Source organism: Nostoc sp. (assembly GCF_036919895.1).
Lineage (GTDB): Bacteria > Cyanobacteriota > Cyanobacteriia > Cyanobacteriales > Nostocaceae > Nostoc.
On sequence record NZ_JBALBW010000093.1, the window covers coordinates 62728 to 80264 of the forward strand.

The following is a 17537-nucleotide window of genomic DNA, read 5'->3' on the forward strand; positions in this document are numbered from 1 at the left end:
CACCACGCAAGGGCAAGGTTCAGAGTTACGCGCTTATAATATTCTGTCCCCAGTTTTGGGATCAAATATAAACAAGTGATTTAAATCAAGTTGTAGAAAAAGGCGATCGCCTGGACGCAGCCGCATATCCCCACCTACCTTAATATTCAACACCACCGCCGAACCAGGTAAGCCAGCACGAATTAAAGTTTCCCTTCCCAAGGGTTCAACCACTTTAACTTCTACAATCAGCTGACTCTCATTTACTTCTTGGCGACTTGGCGGTTCGTGAATCAAAATATGCTCTGGACGAATCCCCAAATCACAACTGTATCCCTGACGCAACCGTAATTTTTCATTCACCTCTGCCGAAACCGTTAAGAACTGTCCACTGACATCAAAACCGTTATCTTGATAAATTGCAGGTAGGATATTCATTGGCGGACTACCTAAAAAACTTGCCACCATCCGATTAGCAGGACTTGCGTAAATAGTTTGGGGATCGCCGATTTGTTGAATTCGCCCGCGATTTAGCACGACAATTTTATCAGCCAAAGTCATCGCTTCAACTTGATCGTGGGTGACGTAAATTGTTGTAATGCCCAATTCTTGATGCAATTGTTTTAATTCTGCTCTTGTATCGTCGCGCAATTGGGCATCTAAATTAGATAAAGGTTCATCAAGTAAAAACACTTGGGGTTCACGAGCGATCGCTCTTCCTAATGCTACCCGTTGTTGCTGTCCCCCAGAGAGTTGTTTGGGTTTACGATCCAGCAGGTGATCCAGAGAAAGCGATCGCGCCACATTCATCACTCGTTCTTGAATGATTTTTCGGTCAACTTTCCGCATCTGCAACCCGAAGCCGATGTTTTCCGCCACGCTCATGTGAGGATAGAGGGCGTAGTTTTGGAATACCATCGCCACATCTCGTTGTCTGGCTGGGATATTATTGACCAAGCGATCGCCAATGAAGAGTTTACCAGATGTGGCAGTTTCTAAACCTGCGATCGTTCGCAAAATTGTCGATTTACCACAACCCGATGGCCCAACTAAAACCCAAAACTCGCCATCGGGAATTTCAAAGGTAATATCCTCAATAGCGGTGACATTATTGAATCTACGCTTAATATCTTCTAGACGAACGTTTGCCATTATCCAATTTGATATTTTCAGTTTGGGATCTGCGGCACTTTTAACTCAGCACTACGGGCTTTTATCCGCCCCATCTGAGTGACTATGAAGCTGCTTTGTAAGTGCAGAAACTTGGTTGTCCTGCACAACTCTAATCAGAAATCTTAGAGCCTCATTGACTGCATCGGCATTGGGAAAAACCTCCGCAACATCAGGTTCTAAACGAATTGTTGTCTTACCAAAGCTCTTTCGTTCAGGGACGAACTTTCTAAGTCTTAGACTTTTTAAGTCATACTCTGAACGTAAATCTTCTTCCATTTCTGGCTTACCCTTACGTACCCTAATATATCTTGCTACAGGATGAAATTTTGAATTTCTCAGACATCCTCTAAACAAAGTTCAATTACTTCTTTCATGTTAGTCATCAACTCATCAATTGTTTCTCCTTGACTGTAACAGGCTTGTAGCTGAGGGACTTTTCCGACATAGTAGCCATCTTCATCCCGTTCAATGATTACGTAGAATTCTCTGTTGGTGGGATTGATCATAATCTATTTGTCCGTAGGCTCAAAATCATTTTTCTGGATTCTTTGTCCAAGCTGGGTGAGAGAGTAAAGAAGCAAAGACTCGTACCCCCCGTAGTTGATTAGAGAGGGGTAAATGACCTTTAGGCGCACTTAAATCCCAGGTAAAGCTGTTGGGGTATCGCGTCCAGTTATTACCTTCTTTCCAGCCAATTTTTGGCCAGAAATTCTCCCAATTTTTACCTAAACTCAACCAGATTTCTCGCTGCACTGAAAAGCCAAATTTACCTTCGGAGTGGACTAACCAGAGGTTGTTAATGGTTTGCAAGTCAACAGCCGAGGTATTTTCTACCTCAGTAAAGTACAACCATTTGCGTTGTACAGCCCTTGTCCCTGATAGTTCACACATTTTTTCGATGGTGACGCGATCGGCTGCTTGGAAGTCTTGAGCAGCAAGTAGCTGTTGCAAAGAATTGTAGTTAATGCCGCACTCTGATTTTAGAGGTACAATTCCTTCAGGAAAACAAGAGCGCAAAAATTCTTTGGCTTGAGGTGCATCAGAGTTGTAAAGGACTTGGTAAGCTTTGCCATCAATCCAAGTTGCTGGGTTCTCACGTCGTTTCAGTAAAAATTCCATCAACACGTCTAATCCCTCATTACCCAACTCAGCTAACTGTGGGATTATCTGCTGTTGGACTTTTTCAGACCCAGCAATTAACGGTCGTCGGAGGGAGTCGATGTCATTAGCAGGGCCTGATAAAATCATTGGGTCTGTCATGCCATTCTCGTTTTAGCGGTCAGTGAAAGAGTGGTAAGCTATCTGGCATTCTCGAAAGTGAAGCATTGATAGCGAAAAGTAGTTTACTATTTTTGATCGTACAAAATTGCGATCGCTTCACTGAAATCTCACACTTAATCCCCAAATAATGTACAAGGGGAATAGGGGGAAAATCTGTGCCTTCTGGCTTGGTGAACAAAAGACATAGCAAAATATACAAGCCTGCCACATAAGGATTTTTTGACTAGCAGCGTATCGATTAGGAGTGTGTGAAAGATGTACGACAAGATTACCCCCCCAGCAGCCGGAGCAAAAATCACCTTCAAAAATGGTGAACCAATCATACCGGACAATCCAATTATCCCTTTTATTCGTGGCGATGGTACAGGTATCGACATCTGGCCTGCTACCCAAAAAGTTCTCGATGCTGCGGTAGCTAAAGCATACAAGGGTCAGCGTCAAATTAGTTGGTTCAAGGTTTACGCTGGTGATGAGGCTTGTGATTTATACGGAACTTATCAGTATTTGCCTCAAGATACTCTCACGGCAATTGAAGAGTATGGTGTTGCTATTAAAGGGCCTTTGACTACTCCCATTGGCGGGGGAATTCGTTCTTTAAATGTGGCACTACGACAAATTTTTGACTTGTATGCCTGCGTGCGTCCATGCCGTTACTATGCAGGTACGCCCTCACCTCACAAAAATCCCGAAAAGTTGGATGTAATTGTTTATCGGGAGAATACGGAAGATATTTATTTAGGCATTGAGTGGCGACAAGGTAGCGAAATCGGCGATCGCTTAATTAAAATTCTCAATGAAGAATTAATCCCCGCCACCCCAGAACATGGGAAAAAACGCATTCCTCTTGATTCTGGCATTGGCATCAAACCCATCAGCAAAACTGGTTCCCAGCGCCTAGTTAGACGTGCTATCAAACACGCCTTGCTTTTGCCTAGAAATAAGCAACAGGTGACTTTGGTGCATAAGGGCAACATCATGAAGTACACCGAAGGCGCTTTCCGCGATTGGGGTTATGAACTAGCAACCAGCGAATTTCGCCAAGAAACTGTCACCGAACAAGAATCTTGGATTTTGAGTAACAAGGAAAAAAATCCGAATATTTCTTTGGAAGAAAACGCCCGCCAGATTGAGCCTGGGTTTGATAATCTTACCCCAGACAAGAAAGCGCAAGTTGTCAAGGAAGTTGAAACTGTTCTTAACACAATTTGGGCAACCCACGGCGAGGGTAAATGGAAAGAGAAAGTTTTGGTGAATGACCGGATTGCTGACAGTATTTTTCAACAAATCCAAACCAGACCGGATGAGTATTCGATTTTGGCGACGATGAACTTGAACGGCGATTATCTGTCTGATGCTGCTGCGGCCATTGTTGGTGGATTAGGAATGGGGCCAGGGGCAAATATTGGTGATTCTAGTGCCATATTTGAAGCTACCCACGGTACTGCACCCAAACACGCCGGCTTAGATCGGATTAATCCTGGTTCAGTGATTTTGTCTGGTGTGATGATGCTGGAATTTATGGGTTGGCAAGAAGCCGCAGACTTAGTTAAGAAAGGTTTAAGCGATGCGATCGCAAATAGTCAAGTCACCTACGATTTAGCCCGGTTGCTAGAACCGCCAGTTGAACCCTTAAAATGTTCTGAATTTGCTGAGGCAATTATTCAGCATTTTGGTTAATTCTATTAGGATTAATTAGTCAATTTTACTCCATCCTAACCCTCCCCGTATGTATTGGGGAGGGAACTGGATTTCCGGTTTCCCACCTTAGCAAGGGGGGATTAAGGGGGGTTACGGGGGATCAACAAATACTTAATACTTTTCAGACATCCTCTGATAAATCAACCATTTTAAAAAAGCGAAATGGCATTTTATTTGCAAAAAATACTGAGATGAGAAAGCAAACTGGGGTTTGATTAAGTTAAAGCTTCTTTTGCTTGCGGAAAACACCAAAATGAGAAAGCAAAAGCTTCTTTTGATTAAGTCAAAGCTTCTTTTACTTGCGGAAAACACCAAAATGAGAAAGCAAACTGGGGTTTGAGTAAGTCAAAGCTTATTTTGAGTAACCATTTGCGGATTTTGCTTATTGAATTTAGTCAAAATATGAAGTTTAGATAAAATTTTTTCAAAAATTACTGATAAATGATATGTATTTTGAACCGTCAGATTTTAACGCAATAAGTAGTTAAAAAACAAAGTTCCCGGCTTTTCTAAAAAGTCGGGGATTTTTTTGGGGCAATCCCCTATAAAGTTTCCGTTATTCGGATGTAGAGCGATCGCTAGAGTTATCGATAACTCGGTGCAAGTTATCCATTAATTCCGATTTAACCCAATCGGTAGGGGCAAAATTTATAGAATTAGCAAAATCACCAGAGTTTCCATTAATTCCGATTTAACCCAATCGGTAGGGTTGGTATCATCGTTGTTTTAGGTGCAGTGTTAACTTTTGTTTCCATTAATTCCGATTTAACCCAATCGGTAGGGACAAGGTAATTCAGAAGAAGGTGGTTATACAGGGTTTCCATTAATTCCGATTTAACCCAATCGGTAGGGGTTGCCTCGTCTAGGAGCCTTTGCCCCGTAAGGCTTTCAGACACCAAATCGACACCATTCTAAAAAACATTATATATGTTGTGTGAAATTGAACAACACGCATATCTTAAATCCTTACCCAGTAGGCAATCGACACCACTCAACGAAAAATATAGAGTTTCGGCGATTTGGCGAGTGGTGTCGATGAACATTTAAAACTTTTATCCTCTTTGTACTCAATTACACTAATTGCTTTACCTGTGATTTCGCTAATTCATGAGGTGCGATCGCTCCATTCTCTGTAATAATGGCTGTAATCAACTCAGCCGGAGTCACATCAAAAGCTGGGTTGTAAAAATCCACACCTTCAGGCGTGAGAATAGTATCCCCTACTTGATAAATTTCTGTTGGATCGCGTTCCTCAATGGGAATTTTGCTACCATCGACTAATTCAAAATCAACAGTGGAAAGGGGTGCAGCCACAAAGAAAGGAATATTATGAGCTTTAGCTGCGATCGCAACACTATACGTACCAATTTTATTAGCAGTGTCACCATTAGCAGCAATGCGATCGGCACCCACAACTACAGCATGAATCAAACCCTGCTTCATGCAATGGGCTGCCATATTATCAGTAATTAATGTAACTGGAATACCTTCTTGCACACACTCCCAAGTGGTGAGTTTTGCGCCTTGCAAGCGGGGACGGGTTTCATCGGCAAATAAACGTTCTAAACGTCCTTCCCTCCAAGCGGAACGTACAACACCTAAAGCAGTGCCATAACCAGCCGTAGCTAATGCCCCAGCATTGCAGTGGGTAAGTAGCGTCAGCCTTTCTGGGGTAGTAGGCAAAACTGCCAAACCATTGTCGCCGATCGCTTGACAGGTTTGCAAATCTTCAATATTGATTGCTTGGGCTGTTTGGAAAAGGGTTTGCTTAATGTCTTCTACAGTTCCCAATGTTTCCTTGGCAACTTTCATCATCCGATTGATGGCCCAAAATAAATTTACCGCCGTCGGACGAGTACAACGTAATAACTGGGAGACTTTATCTAAGTTTTGCAAAAATTCGGTGCGATCGCTAGTTTCAATTTCCCTTGCACCAAGATACATTCCATAAGCCGCAGCCACACCAATTGCCGGCGCACCTCGCACAATCATGGTTTTAATTGCCCGCGCCATATCTTCACTGCGGTGGATTTCCACAAATGTATATTCGTTGGGTAAGCGCGTTTGATCGATTAGTGACACTGATTCGTTGTGCCAAATAACGGGATAAACATGGTTTGTAGAAGGTGTCATAGGAAGATATTGGATATTGGGCATAGATTGAGCATTCTCACCTTTTCTTCCCAATTTTGAGGCTATTTGGGAAAGTAGGCAATAATTATAGCAACTTCAGGATGATTGCGAGCGATCGCTTCTGGTATTCGACCTAAAAGTGAAACTAGTTTAGTTTTCTGCTCAACAGACCCGTTTAACACTAGCAGATCGTTGCTTTTGAGTAAACGAGAAACTTGCTGCACAAAATTGCCTCGCACTTTTTGAATGGGTGTATCTTCTGCCAATCCGGCATCAGTCAAATCGATATCCACTCCTTGTTTTGTGACGACTTGCAAAAGTTGTACGGTAGCTTTGAGTTCCGTTGCCAGACTTTTGACTAATTGAATACTCTCTGCAAAAGAACTAGCATAAGTTTGTTGGGTAGTGAAAGCCAGAAATACTCGTGTCGTATGCTCAATTGGTAATGGAAATCTAGTTACCAAAACAGGCACTTGACTGCGATTTACAATTTTGTCAATGACATCACCAAAGATATTTTCCTGATAAGTAGAGTAACCTTTCCAGCCGCAGACAATCACACTAGCCTGCTTTTCTTCTGCTACACGAGCAATTCCCTTATCAATTGATTCGTCAATCCGACCAATGGGAGTAACATTTACCACAGCAGCATGGGCAATCATTTCTGCGGTTGATAGTAATTGGCTTTGTTTAGCTTTGTCCCCTGGAGAAATGGGGGAACTTTGTTCTAGTAAAATGTGGAGTGGTAATAAAGTACCATCTGCTGATTTTGTTAGGAGTATTGCCAACTTGAGCAAGTTATCTTCAGTACTGGGGTTGGCAACTGGTACTAAAACGCGATCGCCTAGATTTCCTAGCTGATGACTTTCAATACTAGCTTCTCCTGGCCTGATTTTTTTCCCCCACCGATCTGTCACCCAAGGAGAAGCAATGCAGGTAACTAAAATCATGGTGATCGTGCCATTCACTGTTAACTGATCGACCAACTCGATTTTGTAAGCAACAGTGATTGCAGCTAGGGTAGAGGCTGCCTGAGCTACTGATAGCCCAAACATCAACATGATATTGTCAAAGTTGAATCCGAATAATTTGCCTGAACCCCATGCAGGAATGAACTTAGCGATAATGGCAACAGTTACCATGACGGCAGATACTAGGAGCGATCGCGGTTCTTGAATCAGAATCAGGGGATTAACCAACATTCCCACAGAAATCAAGAAAAAGGGTACAAATAACGTATTCCCGATAAATTGAATCCGATTCATTAGAGGGCTAAGTTGTGGGATTAGCTGGGTGATAGCAACTCCAGCTAAAAAAGCGCCAATTATCGGCTCAATTTGGATTAATTCTGCCCCATAGGAAACCACAAACAGGGTAGCTAAAACAAAGGTGAACTCTGCCCCTTCATCGTGTCCAAATCGCTGAAAAAACCAGCGACCGAGACGAGGTAGACCCCAGAGCGTCAGAATTGTGTAGATAATCAGTGAAGGAATCAGGAATAACCAAAACTGTAGGCTTAAACTACCTTGATGCGCTCTCACTACCACTGCTAAAACCAAAAGTGCCAAAACATTGGTGATTAATGTGCCTCCCAGAGTGGTAGTTAATGTCTGAGAGCGCATAATTCCCAATTTACTGACTATCGGTAGTGCTAGTAGCGTATGGGAAGCAAAACAAGAAGCTACTAGGATAGCAGGTAATACACCATAGCCAATGGCCATCATGGCTGCGGTACCTAATACCATCGGCACACCAAAGGTAGCTAATCCGAATATGAGTGCTTTATCAGCGTTATATTTCAGATCATCCAAGCTAGTTTCCAGTCCTGCCATAAACATGAGAAATAGCAAACCAACTGTACCCAAAAGCACAATTGTGTTATCTCGTGCCAATAATCCCAGTCCATTGGGCCCGACTATAACGCCGGCCAGAATTAATCCGACAATACCCGGCAGTTTGATTTTTTCAAATAACAGGGGCGCGATTAGCATAATCCCCAACATCATCAGAAAAACTGGTACTGGGTCTTTAATTGGTGTAGATAATACAGAAGCTAGAAAAAAATTTGTCATACTCTGCTCTAGAGTTGCGTTAATATCTGAATTTCATCCGTGAGCGTTAATGGGACAAAGCCCAATGTAGGCATGCTCATACTTTGGTGATAGATTTAATATTTTTTGATATGGTCATGTTGCATAATTAGCATGAGTATTTTTAAATTAATAGTGGTAAATGCTAGCACACCACGACGAAAAGAAATCACTACAAAAATGTAATTATGTTAGCGTTAGCGAAGTGGTAGCGAGTACTCGATCGTCCGTAGGAGCGTCATTACGGATTATGAATTACACAAAGCGGTACTAGCGACTTAACTCTATACTGCTTGGTTCTTATATGCAATAGACTTTGGTAAGAAAAAGTATCTAAGGCGTGTTTTCAAAGTTGCATTGAAGAAGAATTCAGCCATTCTGAATTTAGGAGTCAGAATCAAGACGCAACTCGAAAATACTCGCTCTAAGCGGAGCTATGCCGTAGGCTTTACGCTGCACTATCCACTTTTTAGGTTAAAATTCATTCTGAATTCTGTTCGATAAAAATGTAAATCCTTCAAAACTCAAAAAAGTTTTGAAGGATTTAGTTCAAGGTTTTTAGGCTAGTTTCCTACAAAGGATTAAAATCTATTTACCTATACTCTGTCACCTGTTCTCTGTTTTCAGGACAGATTAACTAGACGACAGCAGATACTTGCTGCTTAAAGAAAGCTGACAAAACTCTCTCTGCTATTTGATGACTAGTTAAACCTAGTTCTGTCTTAGATTCATTGGGTTCAGCATGATCTACTAATACATCTGGTACACCAAATCGCTTGACAGGAACGAGAATATCTGCATCCATTAAAGCTTCGACGATCGCAGAACCAAAGCCACCCATGATACAACCTTCTTCTAAGGTGATGACGCGGCCGATTTTCTTCGCTAGGGGTAAAATCAACTCGGTATCCAAAGGCTTAACGAAACGCGCATTAATTACAGTTGCCTCAATGCCGTGTTCGCTGAGAATTTCGGCAGCTTGCATCCCTGGATAAACCATTGTGCCATAAGCAACGATTAACACGTCATCGCCAGTGCGGAGAATTTCGCCTTTGCCGATTTCCAAAGGTTCCCAACCTTCCTCCATCAGGGGAACACCGTAGCCATTGCCACGAGGGTAGCGCATAGCAATGGGGCCACTGGTATGCTCAACACCAGTTACTACCATGCGTTGCAGTTCTGCTTCATCTTTGGGTGCCATGATTACAATGTTGGGAATGCAACGCAGATAAGCGATATCATACATGCCCTGGTGGGTGGGGCCATCAGATCCAACAATTCCTGCCCGATCTAAGCAGAAAAATACTGGCAGGTTTTGGATGCAGACATCGTGAATTATCTGGTCGTAAGCGCGTTGCAGGAAGGTAGAATAAATAGCGGCTACGGGGCGCATCCCTTGAGTTGCAAGTCCTGCTGCTAGGGTAATTGCGTGTTGTTCAGCAATGCCGACATCAACATATTGATTGGGCAGTTTGGCTTGAAGTTTATCTAAACCTGTTCCCGTTGCCATAGCCGCAGTGATCCCAACGATTTTGGGGTTTTGTTCGGCAAGTTTCACTAGAGTGTGAGAAAAGACTTTGGCATAAGCTGGGGGTTTGGGTTTATTAGAAGGAATGGCTTTGCCAGTTGCAACGTTGAAGGGGCTTTGGGCGTGGTAGCCAACTTGATCTAGTTCAGCAATTTCATAGCCTTTACCCTTAATTGTGGCTACGTGTACCAAAACTGGGCCTTGTATTTGATGTGCTTGTTGGAAGGTAGCAATCAATTCTTCGAGATTATGCCCATCCACTGGGCCAATGTAGGTAAAACCGAGTTCTTCAAAAACTGCCCCTACCTTGGGAACAGCCAAACGTTTCATACCTTCTTTGATGCGTGCGAGTTCGGGAGACAAAGATTCACCCACGAAGGGAATTTGTTTGAATTGTTCCTCAAGGTTATCTTTGATAAATTGCACCGGCTGGCTGAGGCGCATTTTGTTGAGATAGCGGGGAATTGCACCGACGTTGCGAGATATGGACATGTCGTTGTCGTTGAGAACAACCAACAGGTTAGTTTTTGGCATGTGTCCCGCGTGGTTGATGGCTTCTAATGCCATACCGCCAGTCAGCGCCCCATCGCCAATCACAGCGACGGCTTTAAATTTTTCGCCTTTCAAGTCTCGCGCTAAAGCCATGCCCAATGCTGCTGAAATACTTGTAGAAGCATGTCCAGCACCGAAGTGATCGAACTTGTTTTCACAGAGTTTGAGATAACCCGCAACCCCGTCCTTTTGTCTGAGGGTGTGGAAGCGATCGTAGCGTCCTGTAAGGAGTTTGTGGGGATAGGCTTGGTGTCCGACATCCCAAATCACTTTATCCCGATCTAAGTCTAGTGTCTGGTAAAGTCCTAGCGTTAATTCTACAACACCCAACCCTGGCCCCAAGTGTCCACCATTAACTGCTACGGTTTGGAGATGCTTATCTCGAATCTGACGGGCAATCTGTTGTAGTTGGCGAACAGATAAACCGTGCAACTGATTAGGATGCGTGATTTCGCTCAGATGCATATTATAGTGTTTTCCTCTCTAACTTCCAGTTTCGGTATTTTGATTTTCCCACGGTCGGGTTGTCCAGATAATCACACTCTTACATTGTTACTAAGTTGTAGTGGAAAGTATAACTTCGTAATTAATAATGGTGAAAAATCTCTAAATCATTAACAATTCGTCAAAATCAGGTTGCGATCGCATAAACTCGTAGCACATTTGTCAATAAGTAATGCCACTTAAATACACCCCACAATTTGTATATAAAAGCAAGCTTTCAGAAGCATTTCGCGGAAATTATCTAACTCGGTCAATCAATTTTGCTTTTTGAAGCGATCGCAAAAGATAGTTAAATATCTCGTTTCCTGCTATACAATCAGCCTAACTGCTAGCAACCATTTAACAATTATTTTTTCTTATGTTCAGTAAAAGAAGCTAATTTTATCTGCGATCGCTAGTTAATGTAGGTGTGATAATCTTCGTAAATAACAAGATCCCCGACTTCTCAAAGAAATCGGGGATCTAAGCCTTTAGATTTTCACAAATCAGGATTACTACTTACCAAAAGCATCTTTGATGCTATCAACAGTGCGTTCAACAGCATTTTTTGTGTTGTCTACTGCTTTCTGTGTTCTAGCAGAGTCTTCATTTGCTCTTTTTTGAATTGTAGCCGCGTCTCTCTTGGCTTTGCGTTCAGCAAAACTACCACTGTCTGTTGATTGGTCAACTTTACTGGCGTTGTCCCTAGCAGCTTGCTTAACCTTATCTGCTGTATCTTGGATGAAATTCTTGGCTCGTCCAGCATCTTCACTGGCTTTATCTTGAACCCGATCGCCTGCGTCTTTTGATGCAATCAAGGTTGCAGCCGGATCAGCCATTGCTGAGGTGTTCGAGAAAAATGCACCTTGCCAAACGAAAGCGATCGCTAACATACAAAACAGTGTTGTAGCCATCCAGCGTTTTACCGTGGAAAACTGTTTTGTAAAATAATTCGATTTCATAGAATACCATCTCATGTGATTTAGTATACTAAGTCTACTTGATTTAGCTTATTCACCATATCGATCTATAGATAGAAGTTTTTGCATCATTAGTCATGAAACAAGTTCACTATTTTGATAGATTGAATTTTGAATGAAGATTTTTTGCTGGTAATCAAGGACAGATTGTGAACATGGGCGATCGCTGTTCAGTTAATTAACTTGCGATCTCAACTAGCTTTTTCCGGTTGGGACGCTTGCGTTCTGATTTTTTCTTCAGTCCAATTGCTTGAGCTTGATCGCTATCCGATCCATATTGTCCGCGCACAACTTCTTTCATGGCTAACACAGCATTATGAAATTCCCATTCTGCTAATCGCGCAGCATCAGCAGCAGCACGGTATAAAGCTAGTTTCTCGGTTTCGGCTTGTTGCTGCGCCAACATAGTCTGATAAGTTTGCTGCAAATTTGCTAAAGACGCATCAGCACGGGTTGTAGTGTATGTGGTGATGGTTTGCAAACCGTGCAATGACGTTATATCTTGACTAATTGATTGAGAGGGTAAACGGCGTGTTTGATCCTGAACAGGCATATATATACTAGTGTAAGGGACATTGTTATTGTGCCCATTAAAACAATAGAACTAACAGTTGCACAGATATACGCTCTGAAGATGGACAGATTTTTAGGTAGAACAAAGTTAAAAAAAGCTTGAGTTTATTTTTGCGGGGTTATGCAATGGCATTGTCAGTTGAAACAATGGCGTTGTCAAAGGTTGCATTAAATAGCGTGACAATGCAATTACTACACGGCACGGCAAGATGCTTTAGTGTTGTATAGCAGTCTTAAATCATTTGTAAAAAGAAACGAACCGCAGAGGCGCAGAGAACGCAGAGAGAGAAATGGGAGATTTTCACGGCTCATTTAGGATTGCTATATGATTCTGTGAACTTCTTTAAAGACAACGCGAAGAAAGCATCACGCTGGCATCAATTGTTGGATGCGCTCTGGCTCCTCTCCCAGCCAATCTGGGTTTTGGGCGGTGCTATCGAAAATTGATGAGGTTTTGAAAGGCTCAAACTCGCCGCGTGATGCTGCTTCTGCCGTTTTTGCTAAGAGCGATCGCACTTGCTCGTCGTTTATTGGCTGAAAAGTCCGCACTGCTTCAAAGGCTTGCTCTAAAATCTCCATGCTGTCAATTCCGGTAATCACAACCGATGTCGGCAGATTCAAAGCATAGTGTAGACACTCAATCGGCGTTACAGTATTGGATTTTAAAAGAATACCGTTTCCCATACTTTTCATTCCTAGCACGCCGATGTTTTGTTTTACCAGTTCTGGCACGACCAGTTTTGCAAAGCTGCGGTAGTGAGCATCCATGACATTGAGCGGCATCTGAGCCGTATCAAATTTAAACCCTTGAGCGGCGGCAACTTCCAGCATGTGGAGATGAACATGAGGATCTTTATGCCCAGTGAAGCCAATGTATCTGATTTTTCCGGCTTCCCGTGCTTCAATTAAGGCAGCATTTGCCCCTTCTTCATCAAAAACTCGATGGGGGTCTTCGTACCGAATAATTTCGTGGTGCTGAACCAGATCGATGCAATCTACTTGCAGACGTTGAAGTGATTCATCTAGCTGTTTTGCTGCTTCTTTTTTAGAGCGACCATCAATTTTCGTCATCAGGAAAACTTTATCGCGGTAGCGATCGCGCAGAGCTTTTCCCATCCGAATTTCGCTGACTCCCCCGTTGTAATCCCAACTGTTATCCATAAAGGTGATGCCGCGATCGATGGCTGTTCTCACAATGCGGATACCTAGTTGCTCATCAACGTTTTTCAAGCCAATGTGCCAACCACCCAATCCAATCGCAGAAACTTTCTCTCCTGTACTGCCGAGAACTCGGTATTGCATTTCTGAATTTGGCATGTGTTCTCCAAGTCTTTCAGCTATTACTTTAAGTACATATAGCTGTGTGCCAATTCAAAATGCAAGGGAAAGTTGAGAATATCTTGCTGAAGATACAGTTTCTGAACCGATTGCGAAAATGCTGAAGAAGCCAAAATATGGATGGCAATTAGGAATGTGTGAGGTAAAGATAGGACTAACGCAAAATCATAGACAGTAGAGACAATTCATGAATTGCCCCTACCAAAAAATGAAGGTTTGGGTTATCCCCTATCAACTCAAAATTGCAGCTTTGGGCTTTTATGTTTAAGGAGAAGGAACCGCTACTCGATTGCCAGGAACAATCTGTGGCTGATACGAAAATACTTCTCGGCTACGGGGATTTACGGTTACTTTGACCCAATTCACATCGTTGGTGCCATTCGCCGCATTGTCGCCAAATGTCTCAACACGAGTAAAGTTCTCGATGCGTCTGCCTTGAGCATCCAGAAATGGCTTGTCAATGCGGTAGTAGTGCGAGTCACCGTATACATAGGCAATGGGTTTACGGAAAGCGATCGCTTCATCTCGGAACGCTAATAAAAAGTCCTTGAAGCCATCAGGCTGTCCATCGGTTTGCACGAGCGTCTTTGGATCGCGCAAAGGCGCTCTGGTTCCGTCGGTTAGATCCCACCCTGGATCGGCTTGAGAGATAAACATAACGGCCACCGAGTTACGTGTCTTTGCCGCTTTAAAAGCCTCTCTCATCCATGCAATATTAGCCTTGTTTCGCGCTGCGTACTCCTCTGGATCGGGCGCAGTGTCGCATAGGTTGTTGCACGAACCCTGAATATTGAGTGTCGCGTAAGTAACCCGCCCAACCGTCCAACGGCGGTTCTCAACACAGGGCACTGCACCGGTTGCACCAAGACACAGTGGTGTTGTCTGCACCTCCTGCACTAGCCGCCGCCGCCCAAGGGAAAATTTGGTGCTGAAAAATACCTGACGCTCGTAGTCGAGGCGCTCGCGTGAGTTGAATCCACCATTTGAGGGGCGATCGCAATCAGTCCAATCGTTATCGCCTGGGGTGAAGGCTGCTGGTGCTTTCAGGGAGTTAAAGAAGCCGAGCGCCTGAGTGTAGAGTTCATTACTGCATGTAGTCGGCGTGACCGAGCCGGGCGTAGAGTTGCCCCCCTTCAGGTCGCCATCGTGAACAGTGAAGGCCAGGTTTTGCGCGTTCATATCAGCGATGAGGTTCGGGACTCCCGTTGTCGCCTGGAGATCGGAGTAGGGGAGATCGCCCCAAAGTCCGATGGCATAAGTCTCGTTCTCGCCCTCGTACTCGTATTTGTACTTCCTCTCTCCAGCAGTCGCCAAACCGATTGTAGAACTTGCCAGTAACGGCACAGTCAGCGCCAGTAAACATATCTTACGCAGCAAACGCGCAGTGGTGACGCGTTGAAACACTGAGTAACTAACCTTTACCATCATCTATATCCTCAATTATTCTTGGGCATCGTGAGCGCATTTTGGAGAATTAGCTCCTTGCTCACGCCATTGCAGTGAGAAATTAGATTACCGGATTGCTGATGGCAGATAGGTTATGGATGGGTTAATACGTTCGTTTATTTAGAGGGATTTCACGGCTACTTTACTTGTTTGTGTAGCCGTGAATTATATGGGCCTTGAGGCAGGGGGCAAGGGAGCAGGGGAGCAGGGGGGCAGGGGAGAAAGATACGCTCAAATCAAGCTGCAAAGAGGGTTTCAAGTCCATGTCTTGAAAAGTTTCCTACGGCAGTAAATCCGCCTACAGAACTTTTTGCTAAATTTATTTATGGGGTTTCTCCCCTGCTCCCCTGCCCCCCTGCCCCTTTTCCTGTTCTATGACTGTGCTACGCTGCGATATTTATTTTCCGCTATAAAAAAAGGCAATTTCTTTTTCTTTTAGGGGTGCGAAATCAGCATCTACAAGTAATTGGTCGAGTTCAGCTTGGGAAATGTGTTTTGCACCAATTCGGACAATGCGCGATCGCATAGTATTAGATACGCCACTACGCTGTCTATTGCCTTCTAGCGCCATGACTTTACCATAAAGTTCTAGCTTGGCAGGCGGAATGGGAGAACCATCAAAATCAATTCCCTGTGCGATCGCTTCATCAATAGCATCAGCACCTGTGGTAGTTTGATTCCCTGGGTTAGTTTCAGTAGGCATAGTGATTTGCTCTTAAGGCTATGGGTAGATTTTACCAGCCTTGCTGACACCTTTTTCCCACCGAGATTAATCACGAACTTGTCGCGTTAGCAAACCCCCAACAAACGCCCCTAAAATAGTGCCTGTCCATAGTCCTGTTGTGCTACCTTGCCATATTGCTCCTGGTGTTATCCAAGCGTTGCACATCACCTGCAAACCCCAAGATTGATTTTGACACTTTCGACTATGCAGCATTGTGGTGATTTGCCCACTAGTGTAAGCACCAAAAAAACCTGATGATAGCGCCAAAAAAGTGCAAATTAAAATCCTGTTTTTGATCATTTGTATTAGGCATTAGGCATTAGAAACAGACACAATGGGCAGAGAGCCACTTAACTGGGAGTAGAGGGAGAGAGGTAATTTTTGATTCTCCCCCTGCCCCCTGCCCCCTGCTCCCCTGCTTCTTCCCCATCAACCCGTATTTCTCATCCCAGCTGCAATTCCATTAATAGTTAACAATGCTCCTCGCAGTAACTCGCCTTTGCTGTAACGAGAATGGATGACTCCAGAAGTAGCATTAGTATTCATAGACTGGCGTAGGCGCTTCAGCAGGGAAACTTGGATAAATCCCAAGGGGACAATTGTGCCATTGCGTAACTGCACAGATCGTTGCAAGACAGGATCGCCATCTAACAGTTGATTGTGATCGGTGATTTTTAACACCAAATCCCTAGTGAGATAGAACTCGCTGGCAATTTGGTCAAAAACCTTGGCAAAACGAAGTTGATCTTCTGGTTTTGACAATTCCTGAACGTAGTGATGTGCCATTTGCATATCCACTTTTGCCAAAGTCATCTCGGCTTTAGAAATCACCATCTTGAAAAAAGGCCACTTAACGTAAAAGTAGCGCATTAATTTCAAGTGTTCTTCTGGTTCTGAGTTCAAAAACTCTTGTAACGCTGTGCCAATGCCATACCAGGAAGGAAGTAAAAAGCGGGTTTGCGTCCAGCTAAATACCCAAGGAATAGCTCTCAGACTGCTTAAATCTTTCTTACCAGATGGGCGACGGGCTGGACGAGAACTAATTTGTAGTTGGCTAATTTCTTCAATGGGGGTTACTTGGTGGAAGAAGTCAACAAAATCAGGCTGTTCGTAGATTAAAGCCCGATAATGTTGCCGCGATCGCGCTGCCAATTCTTCCATAATCTCATTCCAAGGTTCAATATCATCAAACCCTGTCCGCAGCAGGCTAGCTTGAATCACAGCAGTGGTGATGGTTTCCATGTGATATAAAGCCAAGTCCAACAAGGAATATTTAGAAGCCAAAACTTCTCCTTGTTCGGTAATCTTGATTCGCCCATTGATACTATGACCCGGTTGAGCCAAAATCGCCTCGTAAGCAGGGCCACCACCCCGCCCGACAGAACCACCGCGTCCGTGGAAAATCCGCAAACTTACATCATAGTTTTCTGCTATTTGTTGCAGTGATTTTTGGGCTTTATGAATTTCCCAGTTACTGCTTAAAAAACCAGAGTCTTTGTTGCTGTCAGAATACCCCAGCATTACTTCTTGTAAGTTCACGGGGAGAGGGGCGGGGGGAG

Annotated in this window: 15 protein-coding genes; 1 reads left to right on the top strand and 14 read right to left on the bottom strand. The window is 43.7% G+C overall.

Going from position 1 to position 17537, the window contains the following annotated elements; genetic code table 11:
* Positions 1-33 precede the first annotated feature (33 nt).
* Genes V7K55_RS19040 through V7K55_RS19055 form a run of 4 tightly spaced genes read right to left on the bottom strand, consistent with a single transcriptional unit; the run spans position 34 to position 2412 of the window.
* Positions 34-1131, bottom strand: coding sequence for an ABC transporter ATP-binding protein (locus tag V7K55_RS19040; protein ID WP_334834079.1), 1098 nt, complete (start codon positions 1129-1131; stop codon positions 34-36).
* Positions 1132-1182: 51 nt separating this feature from the next.
* Positions 1183-1428 (bottom strand): hypothetical protein, encoded by a 246-nt coding sequence (locus V7K55_RS19045; RefSeq protein WP_334834081.1) that lies wholly within the window; start codon positions 1426-1428, stop codon positions 1183-1185.
* Between the two features lie 59 nt (positions 1429-1487).
* Positions 1488-1658 (bottom strand): type II toxin-antitoxin system HicB family antitoxin, encoded by a 171-nt coding sequence (locus V7K55_RS19050; RefSeq protein WP_334834083.1) that lies wholly within the window; start codon positions 1656-1658, stop codon positions 1488-1490.
* A 25-nt stretch (positions 1659-1683) separates the two neighbouring features.
* Complete coding sequence (locus V7K55_RS19055; protein WP_334834085.1) at positions 1684-2412, bottom strand: GUN4 domain-containing protein; 729 nt, start codon at positions 2410-2412, stop codon at positions 1684-1686.
* Positions 2413-2688: 276 nt separating this feature from the next.
* Here V7K55_RS19055 and V7K55_RS19060 point away from each other — a divergent pair, with 276 nt between their 5' ends.
* Entirely contained in the window at positions 2689-4110 is a 1422-nt protein-coding gene (locus V7K55_RS19060; protein ID WP_334834087.1) for an NADP-dependent isocitrate dehydrogenase, read from the top strand.
* Positions 4111-5202: 1092 nt separating this feature from the next.
* Here V7K55_RS19060 and mtnA read toward each other — a convergent pair.
* The 10 genes from mtnA to V7K55_RS19110 all read right to left on the bottom strand — a co-directional run.
* On the bottom strand, positions 5203-6264 hold the full coding sequence (gene mtnA / locus V7K55_RS19065; protein WP_334834088.1) for an S-methyl-5-thioribose-1-phosphate isomerase: 1062 nt from the start codon (positions 6262-6264) through the stop codon (positions 5203-5205).
* Positions 6265-6326: 62 nt separating this feature from the next.
* Positions 6327-8336: a cation:proton antiporter domain-containing protein gene (locus V7K55_RS19070; RefSeq protein ID WP_334834091.1), complete on the bottom strand. Its 2010-nt coding sequence runs from the start codon at positions 8334-8336 to the stop codon at positions 6327-6329.
* Between the two features lie 655 nt (positions 8337-8991).
* Entirely contained in the window at positions 8992-10899 is a 1908-nt protein-coding gene (gene dxs, locus V7K55_RS19075) for a 1-deoxy-D-xylulose-5-phosphate synthase (RefSeq protein WP_334834093.1), read from the bottom strand.
* Between the two features lie 533 nt (positions 10900-11432).
* The gene (locus tag V7K55_RS19080; protein WP_334834095.1) at positions 11433-11879 is read right to left on the bottom strand and encodes a hypothetical protein; all 447 of its coding nucleotides are present in this window, start codon (positions 11877-11879) and stop codon (positions 11433-11435) included.
* 196 nt (positions 11880-12075) lie between these two features.
* Positions 12076-12450, bottom strand: coding sequence for a hypothetical protein (locus V7K55_RS19085; RefSeq protein ID WP_334834097.1), 375 nt, complete (start codon positions 12448-12450; stop codon positions 12076-12078).
* A 386-nt stretch (positions 12451-12836) separates the two neighbouring features.
* The gene (locus V7K55_RS19090) at positions 12837-13787 is read right to left on the bottom strand and encodes an aldo/keto reductase (RefSeq protein ID WP_334834099.1); all 951 of its coding nucleotides are present in this window, start codon (positions 13785-13787) and stop codon (positions 12837-12839) included.
* A 285-nt stretch (positions 13788-14072) separates the two neighbouring features.
* Positions 14073-14465: a hypothetical protein gene (locus V7K55_RS19095; RefSeq protein WP_334834101.1), complete on the bottom strand. Its 393-nt coding sequence runs from the start codon at positions 14463-14465 to the stop codon at positions 14073-14075.
* Between the two features lie 1186 nt (positions 14466-15651).
* Positions 15652-15957 carry a small RNA NsiR4-regulated ssr1528 family protein gene (locus V7K55_RS19100; RefSeq protein ID WP_334834103.1) on the bottom strand — a complete coding sequence of 102 codons (306 nt, stop codon included), beginning with the start codon at positions 15955-15957 and terminating at the stop codon, positions 15652-15654.
* Between the two features lie 66 nt (positions 15958-16023).
* Positions 16024-16278, bottom strand: coding sequence for a hypothetical protein (locus tag V7K55_RS19105; RefSeq protein WP_334834105.1), 255 nt, complete (start codon positions 16276-16278; stop codon positions 16024-16026).
* Between the two features lie 129 nt (positions 16279-16407).
* The coding region (locus V7K55_RS19110; protein WP_334834106.1) for a phosphoenolpyruvate carboxylase at positions 16408-17537 on the bottom strand (1130 nt) is incomplete at its 5' end.